General features: G+C 43.2%; 13 protein-coding genes. 1 reads left to right on the forward strand and 12 read right to left on the reverse strand.

What is annotated here, in order from left to right; translation table 11 throughout:
* Window positions 1–19 precede the first annotated feature (19 nt).
* The 3 genes from ACUW6H_RS04260 to ACUW6H_RS04270 form a co-directional block, all read right to left on the reverse strand.
* Complete coding sequence (locus ACUW6H_RS04260; protein WP_454361776.1) at window positions 20–1615, reverse strand: hypothetical protein; 1596 nt, start codon at window positions 1613–1615, stop codon at window positions 20–22.
* An 11-nt stretch (window positions 1616–1626) separates the two neighbouring features.
* Window positions 1627–2037, reverse strand: coding sequence for a peptide deformylase (locus ACUW6H_RS04265; RefSeq protein ID WP_000412253.1), 411 nt, complete (start codon window positions 2035–2037; stop codon window positions 1627–1629).
* A gap of 104 nt (window positions 2038–2141) precedes the next feature.
* On the reverse strand, window positions 2142–4838 hold the full coding sequence (locus tag ACUW6H_RS04270) for a cation-translocating P-type ATPase (RefSeq protein ID WP_454361778.1): 2697 nt from the start codon (window positions 4836–4838) through the stop codon (window positions 2142–2144).
* Window positions 4839–5144: 306 nt separating this feature from the next.
* Between ACUW6H_RS04270 and ACUW6H_RS04275 the strand changes: the two genes are divergently transcribed.
* Window positions 5145–6338 carry a cation diffusion facilitator family transporter gene (locus ACUW6H_RS04275; protein ID WP_454361780.1) on the forward strand — a complete coding sequence of 398 codons (1194 nt, stop codon included), beginning with the start codon at window positions 5145–5147 and terminating at the stop codon, window positions 6336–6338.
* A gap of 53 nt (window positions 6339–6391) precedes the next feature.
* Here the strand turns inward: ACUW6H_RS04275 and ACUW6H_RS04280 are convergent, their stop codons facing one another.
* The 9 genes from ACUW6H_RS04280 to cdaA all read right to left on the reverse strand — a co-directional run bounded on the left by ACUW6H_RS04280 (window position 6392) and on the right by cdaA (window position 15304).
* On the reverse strand, window positions 6392–7003 hold the full coding sequence (locus ACUW6H_RS04280) for a hypothetical protein (protein ID WP_454361782.1): 612 nt from the start codon (window positions 7001–7003) through the stop codon (window positions 6392–6394).
* Window positions 7000–8868 carry an ABC-F family ATP-binding cassette domain-containing protein gene (locus ACUW6H_RS04285; protein ID WP_454361784.1) on the reverse strand — a complete coding sequence of 623 codons (1869 nt, stop codon included), beginning with the start codon at window positions 8866–8868 and terminating at the stop codon, window positions 7000–7002. The genes ACUW6H_RS04280 and ACUW6H_RS04285 overlap by 4 nt, the downstream gene beginning before the upstream one ends.
* Window positions 8865–10064, reverse strand: a complete 1200-nt coding sequence (locus ACUW6H_RS04290; protein WP_454361786.1) for a CCA tRNA nucleotidyltransferase — start codon at window positions 10062–10064, stop codon at window positions 8865–8867. Before ACUW6H_RS04290 ends, ACUW6H_RS04285 begins: the two co-directional genes overlap by 4 nt.
* Window positions 10061–10828 carry a 4-hydroxy-tetrahydrodipicolinate reductase gene (gene dapB / locus ACUW6H_RS04295; RefSeq protein ID WP_454361788.1) on the reverse strand — a complete coding sequence of 256 codons (768 nt, stop codon included), beginning with the start codon at window positions 10826–10828 and terminating at the stop codon, window positions 10061–10063. The genes ACUW6H_RS04290 and dapB overlap by 4 nt, the downstream gene beginning before the upstream one ends.
* Window positions 10829–10979: 151 nt before the next feature.
* Window positions 10980–11828, reverse strand: coding sequence for a DegV family protein (locus tag ACUW6H_RS04300; RefSeq protein WP_454361790.1), 849 nt, complete (start codon window positions 11826–11828; stop codon window positions 10980–10982).
* Between the two features lie 2 nt (window positions 11829–11830).
* The gene (locus ACUW6H_RS04305) at window positions 11831–12205 is read right to left on the reverse strand and encodes a DUF1149 family protein (RefSeq protein WP_049505295.1); all 375 of its coding nucleotides are present in this window, start codon (window positions 12203–12205) and stop codon (window positions 11831–11833) included.
* Between the two features lie 74 nt (window positions 12206–12279).
* Window positions 12280–13632: a phosphoglucosamine mutase gene (gene glmM / locus ACUW6H_RS04310; protein WP_454362093.1), complete on the reverse strand. Its 1353-nt coding sequence runs from the start codon at window positions 13630–13632 to the stop codon at window positions 12280–12282.
* Window positions 13633–13662: 30 nt separating this feature from the next.
* On the reverse strand, window positions 13663–14460 hold the full coding sequence (locus ACUW6H_RS04315) for a CdaR family protein (RefSeq protein ID WP_061586680.1): 798 nt from the start codon (window positions 14458–14460) through the stop codon (window positions 13663–13665).
* Window positions 14447–15304, reverse strand: coding sequence for a diadenylate cyclase CdaA (cdaA, locus tag ACUW6H_RS04320; protein ID WP_454361793.1), 858 nt, complete (start codon window positions 15302–15304; stop codon window positions 14447–14449). The genes ACUW6H_RS04315 and cdaA overlap by 14 nt, the downstream gene beginning before the upstream one ends.
* Window positions 15305–15323: the final 19 nt, after the last annotated feature.

The following is a 15323-nucleotide window of genomic DNA, read 5'->3' on the forward strand; positions in this document are numbered from 1 at the left end:
ATTTGATTTTCGAAGAGTATTATTGTACTTTAAAGGTTTTGAGATAGTTATCTTTTCCAACTTGACCTTCGAAAGATTGGCCATTATCGAGGTAAGGAAGGTCGTCTGACACTGAAGCCTTGACCTTATATATCTTGCCATCAACTTTAAAGAAGTAGACGGTGTCACCCTTGATGACAGCTGATTTAAGGTCTGAGACGATTCCCTTAATGTTTTCTACCGTTTCATTATCCAGCTCGAGGTCATTTTTATTGGCATATTTGCTGAGGAGTTCATCTACCGTAGCTGCTACGATGACGTTTTGGTACTCTACTGCATCAACCAAAGCATACTCCTTGACCAAGCCTGCGTTGTCCTTCAAGCCCATGATATAGAGTGGTTTGTCGTTGAGATTGACAAGAATAGGGAAGGTCGCTTTATAGGCCTTCTCTTGCACGGCCCCTTCTGCGGAAGCTCGGGCAGATTCTTCGGTTGCTGATGCTAGATTGTACTTGGTGATTTCACCAGTGCGCATGTTTTCAAGGATAAATCCTAAATTACTTTCGTCAGCATTTGCTGAAGTCACACCCGTGTAGAGATAAATGTCATTTCCGATAGAAAGATAGTTATAGCCCTCTGTCGTTTGGGTAACATTTTTCTTAGAAATCAAGGCATTCCAGAAGCCGTCTTTATACTTGCCGTTATAGTTGATTTGCTGGATGGTTTCTTCTGCTGGATAGACACGATCCACCCATTCTGGTACTTCATCCAAGCTGTATTCCTTGGTTTCTCCATTGGTGGCGTCTAAGATAATAACAGACGAAGGGCGAGGAACTCCTAGACCAAACTGCTTTTGATAAACGGTTGCTACATAGAAAGGATTGCCTTCATCATCCACCTCAAAGGAGGGCGTTTTAAAAATCTTGGTTGGGTACTTGATTCGAAGATGACGTTTGACATCGCGATTAAAGTACTCGGAGTCTGAATACTTCATTGGCGTTTTTAAATCCACCAATTCCGCATTTCCTGTCACCATATCAACCTTGATATACTCGCCAATTCCCTTGGACTGATTATTAAACCATTTGATCGGGTCGGCATACTCCAAAGGTGTCACCCGATAGGGCTTTCCATCAACCGTCAGCTGAGTGTAGGTATCTGCTGCCACGTACTGGGAGACCTTATCCGTCAGAGAGCCTAGATAACGGTCTCCAATCTTCTCTGCAGTGCTCCGATCTAGGATTGGAACCTTACTGGTATCACTCTTAGGAAAATCTTTAAAGTCTTTTTCTGTAATGGATACCACATTAGCATAATTTTTTGCTTGGAAAAAGCTAGAGGTTACTAGGCTAACAAGACCAGCAAGGGCAAAGATAAGGCCTGCGGCCAGAAACAATCCTCTACTGAGTTTGGTAAAATGGAGTCCTTCTAGATTGAGCTCGTTGGCAGGCTTGCCATGACGTACATGAACCGTTTTGATGATATTGGAATCCTTGCGGAAACTAAACAAAAGCCCCGTCACCACCAGATGCCCGCAGAGAAAGAAGATGAATTCCCAGCTAGTAAGATTGAAGGGAGGCAAAAAGATATACCAGGTCGTTGCAATAAAAACAAGTTCAAATAGTATGCGTTTCATCTGAGTTCCTCCTAAATAATCCGTCCTTCCAAATGATCCAGTTCATGTTGGCAGATCTGAGCTGGAAAACCTGTTAGCGTAATAGTCTGTTCCTGCCACTTGCTATCGCGATAGGAAACCGTAATCGTTTCATAACGAGTCGTCGTTCTAACCCCAGTCAAAGACAAACAACCTTCCTCTGTCTCATAAGGTCCTTTATAGGAAAGGAGAATGGGGTTAAACATAACCATGGGAACTAGACCAAGATTAAAGATAATCACGCGCTTCTGCACCCCAATCATATTAGCCGCCAGACCGACACAGGTCTCGCGATTAGCCAGCAGGGTATCCTGCAAATCCTTAGCCAGATAAAGGTCTTCCTGACTTGCAGGTTTCGAGACCTGCGACAAGAATAAGACATCTCGGACAATTTTCTTTTCCATTCTCTTACGCTCCTTACAACTTTACTTTATTATAGCACAAAAGGGGGCAACTTCTAGTCCTTTCCCTCAAATGCAAAAAAAGCCATCCGAAGATGACTTTCTTTTTAAATCGCGTTCTTATCAAAACCAAGTTTACGTTGAACAAACTTGACGATTTCGACGATAAGTATCATTGAGAAGCTTCCAGCTAGAACAATAGCCCATTGTGATAAGTCTAGTTTGGTTACGTGGAAGATACCTTCAAGCGGTTCTACAACGATGGTTGCCATAAGAAGAATGAAGGATACCAAGATTGACCAGTTGAAGGTCTTAGACTTGAATGGTCCAACTGTCAAGATGGATTGGTAAACAGACTTAACATTGTAGGCATGGAAGAGCTGAATCAAACCGAGTGTTGCAAAGGCCATTGTAAGGGCATCTGCGTGAATAGCTTGGTTGTCTCCTACATGGACTGGATAGGTAAGAGCAAGGCCATAAACGGTCAAGACCAGTGCCCCTTGGAGTACACCTTGATAGATGATAGAACTCAAGACCCCACCTGAGAAGAAGCTTGACTTACGTCCACGTGGTTTGTGGGTCATAACACCTGGCTCAGCAGGTTCAACACCAAGAGCAATAGCTGGGAAGGTATCGGTTACCAAGTTGATCCACAAAAGATGAACTGGTTGCAAAACATCCCATCCAAAGAGGGTCGCTAAGAAGATGGTCAAAACTTCAGCTGTATTGGCAGAAAGAAGATATTGAATAGTCTTTTGAATGTTTGAGAAGACCTTACGTCCTTCTTCAACTGCGACGATAATAGTCGCAAAGTTATCATCCGCAAGAATCATGTCAGATGCACCCTTAGAAACCTCAGTACCAGTGATTCCCATACCGATACCAATATCGGCTGTTTTCAGAGCTGGTGCATCATTCACACCATCACCTGTCATGGCAACGACCTTACCTTGGTTTTGCCAAGCTTTCACGATACGAACCTTGTGCTCTGGAGATACACGCGCGTAGACAGAGTATTGACCAACCACTTTTTCAAATTCTTCATCAGAAAGTTCGTTGAGCTCAGCACCAGTCAAGACATGGTCTTCTGAGTCATTTTCATCGATGATTCCCAAACGTTTGGCAATGGCTTCCGCTGTATCTTGGTGATCACCCGTGATCATGATTGGACGAATTCCCGCTTCCTTAGCGACACGAACTGCTTCAGCTGCTTCGGCACGCTCAGGGTCAATCATCCCAATCAATCCAGTAAAGATCAAGTTGTTTTCCAGTTCTTCAGAAGTCAAGTTTTCTGGAATGCTATCAATAATCTTATAAGCACCCGCAAGGACACGCAAGGCTTGGTGAGCCATTTCAGAGTTATTTGTGTGAATTAAGTCATTGACTTGATTATCAATCGGAGCGACATCGCCAGCTTTATCACGAGCAACACAACGTTTCAAGAGTTGATCTGGAGCCCCTTTGACTGCTACGAGGAATTTCCCATCTGGTAATGGGTGAACTGTTGACATGAGCTTACGATCTGAGTCAAACGGTAACTCAGCTACACGAGGATATTTCTCTAAAAATCCTTTAACATCATAGCCCTTATCCAAGGCATACTGGATGAAGGCTGTTTCCGTTGGATCCCCGATCAGGTTTCCTTCTGCATCAATCTTAGTATCATTAGCCAAAACAACAGAACGAAGAAGAGGCATTTCAAGACCTAGTTCAATGTCATCAGCAGAGTCATGTAAGACTGCATCATAGAAGACTTTTTCGACTGTCATTTTGTTCATGGTAAGCGTACCAGTCTTATCAGAAGCGATGATTTCAGTTGAACCAAGTGTTTCTACTGCTGGCAACTTACGAACGATAGAGTTTCGTTTTGCCAAAACTTGAGTACCAAGGGCAAGAACGATGGTCACGATAGCAGGAAGTCCTTCTGGGATGGCTGCAACAGCAAGCGCAACAGAGGTCATCAACTCACCAAGTGGATTTTTACCTTGAATGAAGACTCCGACTACAAAAGTAACAAGCGCAATGACCAAAATTGCATAGGTCAAGACCTTAGAAAGGTTGTTCAAGTTTTGTTTGAGTGGTGTATCCGTCTCATCCGCATCTTGGAGCATGCCAGCGATATGACCAACTTCCGTGTACATACCTGTATTGACAACAACACCAAGACCACGACCATAAGTCACATTTGAGTTTTGGAAGGCCATATTGACACGGTCACCAATACCGGCATCTGCAGAGAGCTCGACGGTCAAGTCTTTTTCGACTGGAACAGACTCACCTGTTAGGGCTGCTTCTTCGATTTTAAGAGAATTAGCTTCTAGCAAACGTAGGTCCGCTGGTACCACGTCACCTGCTTCAAGGGCAACGATATCTCCTGGTACCAATTCTTTGGAATCAATCTCAGCCATATGCCCATCACGAAGAACGCGCGCAGCTGGACTAGACATCGATTTGAGGGCTTCGATGGCTTCTTCTGCTTTTCCTTCTTGGTAAACACCAAAGGCTGCGTTGATGATAACAACGGCTAGAATAATGATGGCATCTGCAATATCTTCCCCACCAGAAGTTATGACAGACAAGATGGCTGCAGCCACCAAAATAATAATCATCAAATCCTTAAACTGTTCGATAAATTTAACCAAGAGAGATTTTTTCTCACCCTCTTCGAGTTCATTGCGCCCATATTCAGCTAGGCGTTTCTGCGCTTCGCTTGACGAAAGACCTTGCTCAGTTGCTTCAACCGACTTCAAGACCTCTTCAGGACTTTGAGTATAAAACGCTTGCCGTTTTTGTTCTTTTGACATGTGTCTCCTCCTTGACATTGTGTGCAAAACAAGCTCTCTTTTGTTTTATGACAAACAAAAAGAGACCTGTTAATCATAACAAGTCTCGCTGTTTAAGATAGCGCCGGAAAGAATACTTTTCAGTATAAAATTCGGAATGACGACACTATCACAGGTTTCTGCCAGCTACTCCCTTGAGTAGTACTATTATATCAAAATTTGAACAATTTTCAAGAATTAAAATCCGATGAAACAAGACTAAATTTGAATTTTCCCATGAAAACCAGTATAATGAAAACAGAATCTCAGCACTAGAAAGGAAGTCCGATGAACCAATCCATGTCAAATCTCAAATTGGCAGAACGTGGAGCTATTATCGGTATTTCAACCTACCTCCTCTTGTCTGCAGCAAAATTGGCAACTGGTCACCTCCTGCATTCTTCCAGTTTGGTGGCGGATGGTTTCAACAACGTATCCGATATTATCGGAAATGTTGCTCTCTTGATTGGGATTCGAATGGCCCGCCAACCTGCAGACCGTGACCATCGCTTTGGTCACTGGAAGATTGAAGATTTGGCTAGCTTAATCACTTCCATCATCATGTTCTATGTTGGTTTTGATGTTCTTCGGGACACCATTCAAAAAATTCTCGGTCGGGAACAGACAGTTATCGACCCTCTAGGTGCAACTCTCGGAGTCGTCTCTGCGGCAGTCATGTTCGCAGTTTATCTCTATAATACTCGCCTCAGTAAGAAATCTAAGTCCAAGGCGCTTAAGGCTGCCGCCAAGGACAATCTTTCCGATGCTGTCACCTCGCTTGGGACTTCCATTGCCATCCTAGCCAGCAGTTTTAATTATCCAATCGTGGATAAATTGGTCGCTATCATCATCACTTTCTTTATCTTAAAGACAGCCTATGATATCTTTATCGAGTCTTCCTTTAGTCTTTCAGATGGTTTTGACGATCGTCTGCTGGAAGACTACCAGAAGGCCATCATGGAGATTCCAAAGATTAGTAAGGTCAAGTCCCAAAGAGGGCGTACCTACGGTAGCAACATCTACCTTGATATCACCTTAGAAATGAATCCCGACTTATCTGTCTATGAAAGTCACGAGATTGCAGATCAGGTTGAGTCTATGCTAGAAGAACGATTTGGAGTATTTGATACCGATATCCATATCGAACCTGCTCCTATACCTGAAGACGAAATTTTGGACAATGTCTATAAAAAACTACTCATGCGCGAGCAATTGATCGACCAAGGCAATCAATTAGAAGAACTCCTTGCTGAGGACTTTATCTATATTCGTCAAGATGGAGAGCAGATGGACAAGGGCGCCTACAAAGTTGCAAAAGAACTACCTACTACAATCAAGGATATTCAGATTACTTCCATTAGTCAAAAAACCAAGCTCATTTGCTATGAGTTAGATGGTATCGTCCACACTAGTATCTGGCGTCGCCATGAGACTTGGCAAAATATCTTCCACCAGGAAACAAAAAAAGAAGACAAAGAGTAACCCTATCCAGTGGATAGGGCTTTTTTGATTGATTTTCTTTAAGCTAAACTGACTTATAGCTGTTTGGAAGATTTGGTTTTCAAAGCTTGTTTTGCCTCTTTTCTTGCTTGACGATTTTGTTCGATACGCCATTCTCTTTCATAGTACTTCATAGTCTCGTATACCCTTTCAGGAAGACCTACATCTAGTAGAAAGATAGGGATGATCAAATCTGCTGACTGATGAAAAGGGAAACACCTTCTCTTCAGTAGGGCTATAAGAGATTGGGATTTCACATTTTCCTTGTTTTTAAAATCAACTTCAATCCGATAGGAATCCCTATACTTCCCTCGAATCCGAGAGAAGGAAAATTCCTCTACATCAGCCCAAGCGTAGAAATGACTGGGTTTCTTTGGATTCGGTTTGTAGTAAAACCCCTTAACTGTAAATCTCAAATATTCCTTATCGGAACTTAACAGTCTGTATGTCTGATAAATGACTACTCCAGCACAAAAAAGTACAAACAGCATCAACAAAAGACTTATCGTATGAAGTCTGGTCCCCTCTTGCGAATACGAATGGAGATAATAGAGAGGTAACAAGAAGAAAAGCACTGAAGCCAAGCCAAACAAGGCATTCCAAATGATTTTCTTGGGACTACGTTTAATGACTTTTTCTTCCATCATGCTAACTCACTTAGGTATTCATAGCGTTCGTATTTTTCAAGAAGTTCTTCGTTTTTCTCGTCTAGCTCTTTTTGAAGAGTCGCTAGTTTACCAAAGTCGGAGCCATTTGCCTGCATTTCTTCTTCAATGGCTGCGATACGATTTTCCAAGGCTTCAATATCGCCTTCAATGCTTGCCCACTCCTGCTTTTCTTGGTAGGTCATACGTTTCTTGTCTTCACGGACCTTGACCACTTTCTCCTTTTCGGCCTTTTGCACTTGATTGGCCATCTCTGTTTCAAAGGCTTTTTCATCAAGATAGTCGGTGTAATGGCCAAAGAAAGGACGAATCTTGCCATTCTCAAAGGCGAGAATCTTGGTCGCTACCTTATCCAAGAAATAACGATCGTGGCTAACTGTCAAGACAGGACCTGCAAAGCCCTGCAAGAAATTTTCCAAGACTGTCAAAGTCGCAATATCTAGGTCATTGGTCGGCTCGTCCAAAAGAAGAACATTGGGTTTTTCCAAGAGCAATTTGAGGAGATAAAGACGTTTTTTCTCTCCACCTGACAATTTCTCAATCAAGGTTCCATGGGTTGAACGTGGGAAGAGGAACTGCTCTAGCAACTCAGCGATGGAAGTTGTAGACCCACCGCTAGTCTTGACCTCTTCTGCTACTTCCTGCAGGTAGTTGATGACCCGTTTGCTTTCATCCAAGCCTTCGATTTGTTGAGAGAAATAGGCAATACGAACCGTTTCCCCAATCACAACTTGACCTGCTGTCGGCTCAAGACTTCCTGCAATCAGATTAAGCAGGGTGGATTTTCCAACACCGTTGTCACCAACGATACCGATACGATCTTTGGCTTGCACTAAGAGGTTAAAATCTTGCAGAATAGGTTTGTTCTCGTAGGCAAAGGAAACATCTTTAAACTCGATGACCTTCTTTCCAATTCGACTGGTCTCAAAGGTCATGGTTAAGTCTGTCTCAGTAGGATTATCTGAAACTTCCTTTTTCAAGTCGTGGAAACGATTGATCCGAGCCTGCTGCTTGGTCGCACGCGCTTGCGGTTGTCTGCGCATCCAGGCCAGTTCTTGTTTGTAGAGTTGTTCTTTTTTGTGGAGAAGGGCAGCGTCACGCTCATCTTGTTCCGCCTTAAGGCGAACATAGTCCTGATAATTACCCTGATACTCGGTCAAGCCTGCGCGGTCCAACTCGAAAATCCGCGTTGACAGTGCATCTAGGAAATAGCGATCATGGGTGATAAAGAGAACCGTCTTCTTGGAATTTTTCAAAAAGAGGGTCAGCCACTCGATGGTCGCAATGTCCAGATGGTTGGTCGGCTCGTCCAGAAGCAAGAGGTCGTGGTTGCCTAGGAGAACTTGCGCCAACTGAACCCGTCTTCTCAGACCACCTGACAATTCACCAACTGGAGTTGACAAGTTCTGAATACCTAGCTTGCTGAGGACCGTCTTGACCTGGCTTTCAATTTCCCAAGCTTGGAGAGAATCCATCTCAGCCATGACACGTTCCAAACGTGCCTGCTTGTCCTCGCTATAGTCGAGCATGAGGAGTTCATACTCACGAATCAACTGGATTTCCTTGAGGTCACTGGATAGGACCGTATCCAAAACTGTCTTGCTATCATCGAACTCTGGATCTTGGGTCAAGTAGCCAATCTTATAGTCATTCTTAGCTGAAAAAGGACTGACATCCCCGTCAAAGCCAGAAACACCAGAAAGGACATCTAACAGAGTGGTCTTACCAGTCCCATTGACACCAATCAGACCGATTCTGTCCAAATCATGGATGATAAAAGAAATATCCTTAAAAACGGTCTTGTCACCAACGGATTTACTTAGTTTTTCAACGATAAAATCACTCATTTTTTCTCCCTCAGGTAAGTATGAATGGCATCACGGTCATTCTCCAAGTCACCATCGACAATGGCAAACTCAATCTCAGTTAAAATATCTCCCAAATCTGGACCTGGCTGGTAACCATATTCCTTGATTAAAATACCACCGTTAATCTGGATTTCTTTCTTGTCTTGAATGGTCAAACTCTGGTAAGTTTCTGTGATAAGTTGGGGGTTGACCTCTTTTCCTTGAGCCTGACGAAGACGTTCAGCTTGTAGAAGGGAATCCAAGTCAAAACGGTAACAATCACGCTTGCTCAACTCTCCTTCTTCTCGCAAAGCCAAAATAGTCAGTAAATCCTGAACCTGCTTGGCAAATTGACGTGAGGTTTTCCAATGCTTCAAAAATGACTGTGCATCCTTAATCTCCAAAGCCCACAAGAGATCCGCCCAGGCTTGTTCAGAAGACTCAAAGGTGAAATCCGCCTCTAAATCAAACAATTTTTGGAGCTTTTCTCGACTGTCTGCCATATCAGGGAGGTAATCATAAGCTTGACTCTCAATCATGGAAAACAAGCCAACACGCCAAAAAGGTGCAAGCAAGAGTTTGTCAAATTCAACAAAGGTACGCTCCACAGAGATTTTCTCCAAGAGCGGAGTCAAAGATTTCATGGCTTCAAATGTTTCTTGCTCAAGTTCAAAACCAAGACTGGCCTGAAAACGAAAACCACGCATGATACGTAAGGCATCTTCATTGAAACGCTCACTAGCCACCCCAACCGCTCGCAAGACTTGGTTTTCCAGATCTTTGAGACCATGGAACAAATCGATGATTTCTCCTGTCTCATCCAAGGCAAAGGCGTTTACTGTGAAATCACGGCGCTTGAGATCTTCTTCTAGCGAGCGCACAAAGGAAACTGCACTGGGTCTGCGATAGTCTACATAGACATCCTCTGTCCGAAAGGTGGTTACCTCATACTCCTCGTCACCATCTAAGACCAAGACCGTTCCGTGCTCAATTCCGATATCGGCTGTGCGGGAAAATATCTGCTTGGTTTCCTCTGGATAGGATGAGGTCGCAATATCCACATCATGGATTGGACGATGGAGAATGGCATCTCGAACAGAGCCCCCAACAAAATAGGCTTCAAAACCTGCTTCTTTAATTTTTTCTAATACTGGTAAAGCCTTCTGAAATTCAGAAGGCATTTGTGTTAATCTCATAATAAGTGTTCTAATCCATAGACAAGCTCATGACGCTTGACAACTTCTTTGATTCCCAAATTGACCCCTGTCATGAAGGAGCTGCGATCATAGGAGTCATGACGGAGGGTCAATCCTTCTCCCTGATTTCCAAAAATGACTTCCTGATGAGCTACCAATCCTGGTAGACGGACTGAGTGGATTCGCATACCTTCAAAGTCAGCTCCACGAGCTCCTGCAAGCAGTTCTTCCTCATCAGGCACACCTTGTTGGATAGACTCTCGAACTTCTGCTATCAACTCAGCTGTTTTAATGGCTGTTCCACTCGGAGCATCTTTTTTCTTGTCATGATGAAGCTCGATAATCTCCACATTTGGGAAATATTTAGCCGCCTGGGCCGCAAATTGCATAAGCAAGACCGCACCCAAGGCAAAGTTAGGGGCAATCAAGCCACCCAAATCTTGTTCACGGGAAAATGCTTTTAGTTCTGCAATTTCTTCACTAGTGAAGCCTGTTGTTCCTACGACTGGAGCAAAGCCATTTTCAAGAGCAAAGCGTGTATTTTCGTAGGCAACAGCTGGAGTTGTAAAATCTACCCAGACATCCGCTTCAAAACCAGCCAAGGCTGCCTTATCATTGAAGACAGGAATTCCCTGCCACTCTGACTCAGACTCAAACGGATCCAAAACTGCGACTAAGTCCAAGTTAGGATCAGCCAAGACCATCTGACAAGCGGCCTGGCCCATCTTTCCCTTAAACCCAGCAATAATCACTCGAATACTCATCACTACTCCTGACTAAGATACAAAGGACGTTAGCTGCCCATGAAAAATAGGGAATGGCGCTGACTTTCCATGAAAGGCAAGACAGGCATCTTTTTTCAAGAGGCAGGTAGGCCGTGTTCAATTGCTAAGATACAAAACTTGTAAGAACAATCTAGACAACTGGCGTATAGCTCAAGGCGATACTACCTTCTCCAAGGTGGGTCCCAATGACACTACCAAAGCTGACAATTGGAATCTCAGAATTCACACCACTCTCAATCAAGAGTTGACGCAAATCTGCCGCCTTTTGAGGAGCGTTCCCATGAATGACTGTAATACGGTAGTCCCCATCTTTTGTCAACTCTTTGATGATTTCCACCAAACGTTTGGTTGCCTTCTTTTCCGTACGAACTTTTTCGTAAACTTCAATCACACCTTGGTCATTGAAGTAAAGAATGGGCTTGATACTGAGAAGATTTCCTAGGATGGCCGCACCATTTGACAGACGTCCTCCCTTAACCAAGTGATCAAGGTCATCTACTATGATAAAGGCGGAGTTATCAGCGATTTGAATAGCCAACTTCTCCTGAATCTGAGCAAAATCATCGCCCTGTTCTGCCCATTCAAAAGCACTCTCTACCATAAATCCTAGAGGGGAGCTTGTGATATGAGTATCTGGAAAGGCAATGGTCAAACCTTCATATTCGTCTAACATATATTGGATATTCTGATAAAAACCTGAAATCCCTGACGAAAGAAAGAGTCCCAAGACATGGGTATAACCCTCGTCTTTCAAAGAACTAAGAATCTCATCCAATTTGGCAATACTTGGTTGACTGGTCTTAGGCAATTCAGCAGACTGAGCCATTTTTTGATAAAATTCTTCAGCAGTCAGATTGACACCTTCGACATACTCTTCCCCATCAATATTGACAGGAATATCCAAGATAAATAGATTCTCTCTTTGCAGCGTCTTCTCCTCTAAATAGGCGGAAGAATCTGTAATGACAGCTAATTTCATGACTAAAACTCCAAATTGATCCCTGGAAGATCCAAGGCGATTTCTGTTACTTCATACGTCAAACGATTGAGCATGTTCAAACATGGACGTGCCAAGGTTTCGACTTCTTCTTGGTTAAATTCGCTTGGTTCGTTGACAATACGACCTTCCACATGGTTCACTTGGGAAATCGTCCCGCTGATGACAAATTTGTCAAAGACAATCATGAAACTCAAGATAACGACAAGCGAAGTCACTTGGTTTTCTTGGTCATGTTGGAGTAACTGAAAGTTCACGTCTACCTTGGTTTCAGGAGCTCCATTTTCATTTTCCCATTCAAAGTTACGAGCATCATAGTGATACTGGCTAACAAATTCTTGTTCTCTTTTAAGATTCATTTTTCTCTCCCATTGCTACAATTTACTATGCAATTGTACCACATTTTTATCATTTCATCTAGTTTTTCTAGGCTTTAGTCAATTCCAATTTCATCTTTAACCACAGCAGCAATCGTATCTACATAGTAGTTGACTTCTTCTGTTGTTGGTGCTTCTGCCATGACACGCAAGAGGGGTTCTGTTCCACTTGGGCGGACAAGAATACGGCCGTTGCCTGCCATCTCTTCTTCCATCTTTTCGATGATGGCTTTGATAGCTGGTACTTCCATGGCTTTTTCTTTCATGGCATTTTCCACTCGGATATTGACCAGTTTTTGTGGGTAAATCGTCACTTCTGATGCCAGTTGAGACAAGCTCTTACCTGTTTCTTTCATGATTTTGGTCAATTGGACAGCTGATAATTGGCCATCACCAGTTGTATTGTAATCCATCAAGATAACGTGACCAGACTGTTCACCACCAAGGTTGTAGCCTGATTTTCTCATTTCTTCGACAACATAGCGATCTCCAACTGCGGTGACTGCTTTGTTAATGCCAGCACTATCCAAAGCCTTATGGAAACCAAGGTTAGACATGACGGTTGTCACGATGGTGTTTTTAGCTAACTGGCCTTTTTCAGAAAGATATTTCCCGATGATGTACATGATTTTATCACCATCGACGATGTCGCCATTTTCATCGACAGCAATCAAACGGTCACTGTCTCCGTCAAAGGCCAAACCAATAGCTGACTGTTTTTCTTTGACCACCTCTTGAAGAGCTTCTGGATGTGTAGAACCCACATTCAAGTTGATATTAAGACCATCCGGTGTCTCACCGATAACAGTTATTTGAGCTCCAAGGTCTGCAAAGATTTGACGAGCACTTGTAGACGCTGCACCATTAGCTGTATCCAAGGCCACTTTCATCCCTTCAAGAGGAGTTCCAGTTGAAACAAGGTAGCCTTCATACTTACGTAAACCTTCTGGATAGTCCACTAAGGTTCCCAAGCCCTCAGCACTCGGACGAGGAAGGGTATCTTCTGTAGCATCTAGCAAGGCTTCGATTTCTGCTTCTTTTTCGTCATCAAGTTTGAAGCCATCCCCACCAAAGAACTTAATTCCATTATCAAGGGCTGGGTTGTGACTCGCTGAAATCATGACACCCGCACTAGCTCCCTCAGTTTTAACCAAATAAGCTACTGCTGGTGTTGCAAGGACACCGAGTTTGTAGACGTGAATCCCTACAGAGAGGAGACCTGCCACTAAGGCAGATTCTAGCATTTCTCCTGAAATACGTGTATCACGTCCTACAAAGACTTTAGGGGCTTCCGTTTCATGTTGGCTAAGAACATAACCACCAAAACGTCCCAATTTAAAGGCCAATTCTGGTGTCAGTTCTACGTTTGCTTCTCCACGGACTCCATCGGTCCCAAAATATTTACCCATTTTGTTAATCATCCTTTTCTACTTTTTTATTTATTCTTGTTTAGACGAGTCTGGTTTCGTTTCTGAACTCGTTGAAGACGAGCTGCTAGTCGAGGATCCTGTTGATGAGGTCGTTGACGAAGAACTCGAGCTAGACGATACTGTCTTGGTTGTAATTTTCATTGTAGTGTCAAATGGCATAATGACACTTGGCAAGACATTTCCATTTTTATCGACTGCTTGTAGAGGAACAGAGGCTGAATAGTTACCTGTTATCCGTTCACTCGTCGGCAAGATGGCAATAACTCGATCTACTCTAGAGAGAGTCTCCTCGTCACTAATAACCGTTACTTTTTCATCTGACACAGTGACTGTATCAATTTTCACACGAGAATCAATCTGGCTAGGATCAATCTCTGGCACAACGATTACATTATCTCGTTTTGCTTTTTTACCAACCTTCACTGTTATCTTTTGCGGTGTCGCAACAGCCGTCAAACCACTTGGTAAATTTTCAATGGTTAGAGGAACTTCGATAGTTCCTACACTGGCATTGGTTAAGTCAGCTTTGACCTTGAATTTCCGAGTGCTTTCCTGCATTTCACTCGCCAAAGCAACTCTGTTTGACCCTGTCAGAAAGACGGTCACTTCAGAGGTAAAGCCACTAATAAAGTACTGATCGCTGTCATACTGAATATCGATTGGGACATTAAGAACCGTATTAGTATAGGTTTCTGTCCTCACCTGTCTGGCACTATTGCTATTCTGGTAGTTTGTAGAAGTCGCGTAGATAAAGAGGATGCAGGCGAAAAAAAATGAAGAAATAATATAAAGGCTATTTTTTCTCATGTTTCAATCCTCCTAGCAAACGCTCTTTCAAACCTTGTTTTTCCTCTGATGCTGGAAGCAAGATTCTTCTTAACTCCGATTCAAACTCTTCCAAGGTCAAGTCATGCTTAAAGACTCCATTATAGGTGATTGAGATTCCACCTGTTTCCTCAGAAACCACAAAGGTAAGAGCATCCGATACTTCTGACAAACCAATCGCCGCCCTATGGCGTGTCCCAAACTCCTTGGAAATTCCTGTATTTTCAGTCAGGGGTAGGTAGGCTGAAGTTACGGCAATCCGGTCTTCTCTGACAATGACCGCACCATCGTGTAAGGGAGTATTAGGGATAAAGATATTAATCAATAACTCGGATGAGATTTTCGCATCTAGAGGAATTCCAGTTGAGATATATTCCTGCAAGGTTCTCACTCGCTGAACAGCAACCAGAGCACCTATCTTACGCGGACTCATGTACTCGACTGATTTGACAAAGGCACGAACCATTTGCTCTTCTGCACTAATAGGGGCATTGTAGAAGAAATCAGTAGCTCGACCTAATCTCTCCAAACCAGTCCGAATCTCTGGCGAGAAGATAACCACCGCTGCGATGACCCCGTAGGTGATAATCTGATTGATCAACCATGAAATGGTCGTTAAGCCAATCATATTGGACAGAATCTGACCTAGAATAAAGACCAAAACTCCCCGAACCAATATCATGATTTTAGTCCCTGCAATCGCTTTGGTAAAATGGTACAAAATATAAGTCACAATCAAAATATCAATCAGATTGATGACTATCGTCCAAGGACTTGAAAACAAACTTGTCCAGTATTGCCAATTGGATAATTGTTGAAAATTCATCCCTGGCCTCCTCCCTGTC

This window comes from Streptococcus sp. 151470009-6, from assembly GCF_053628175.1.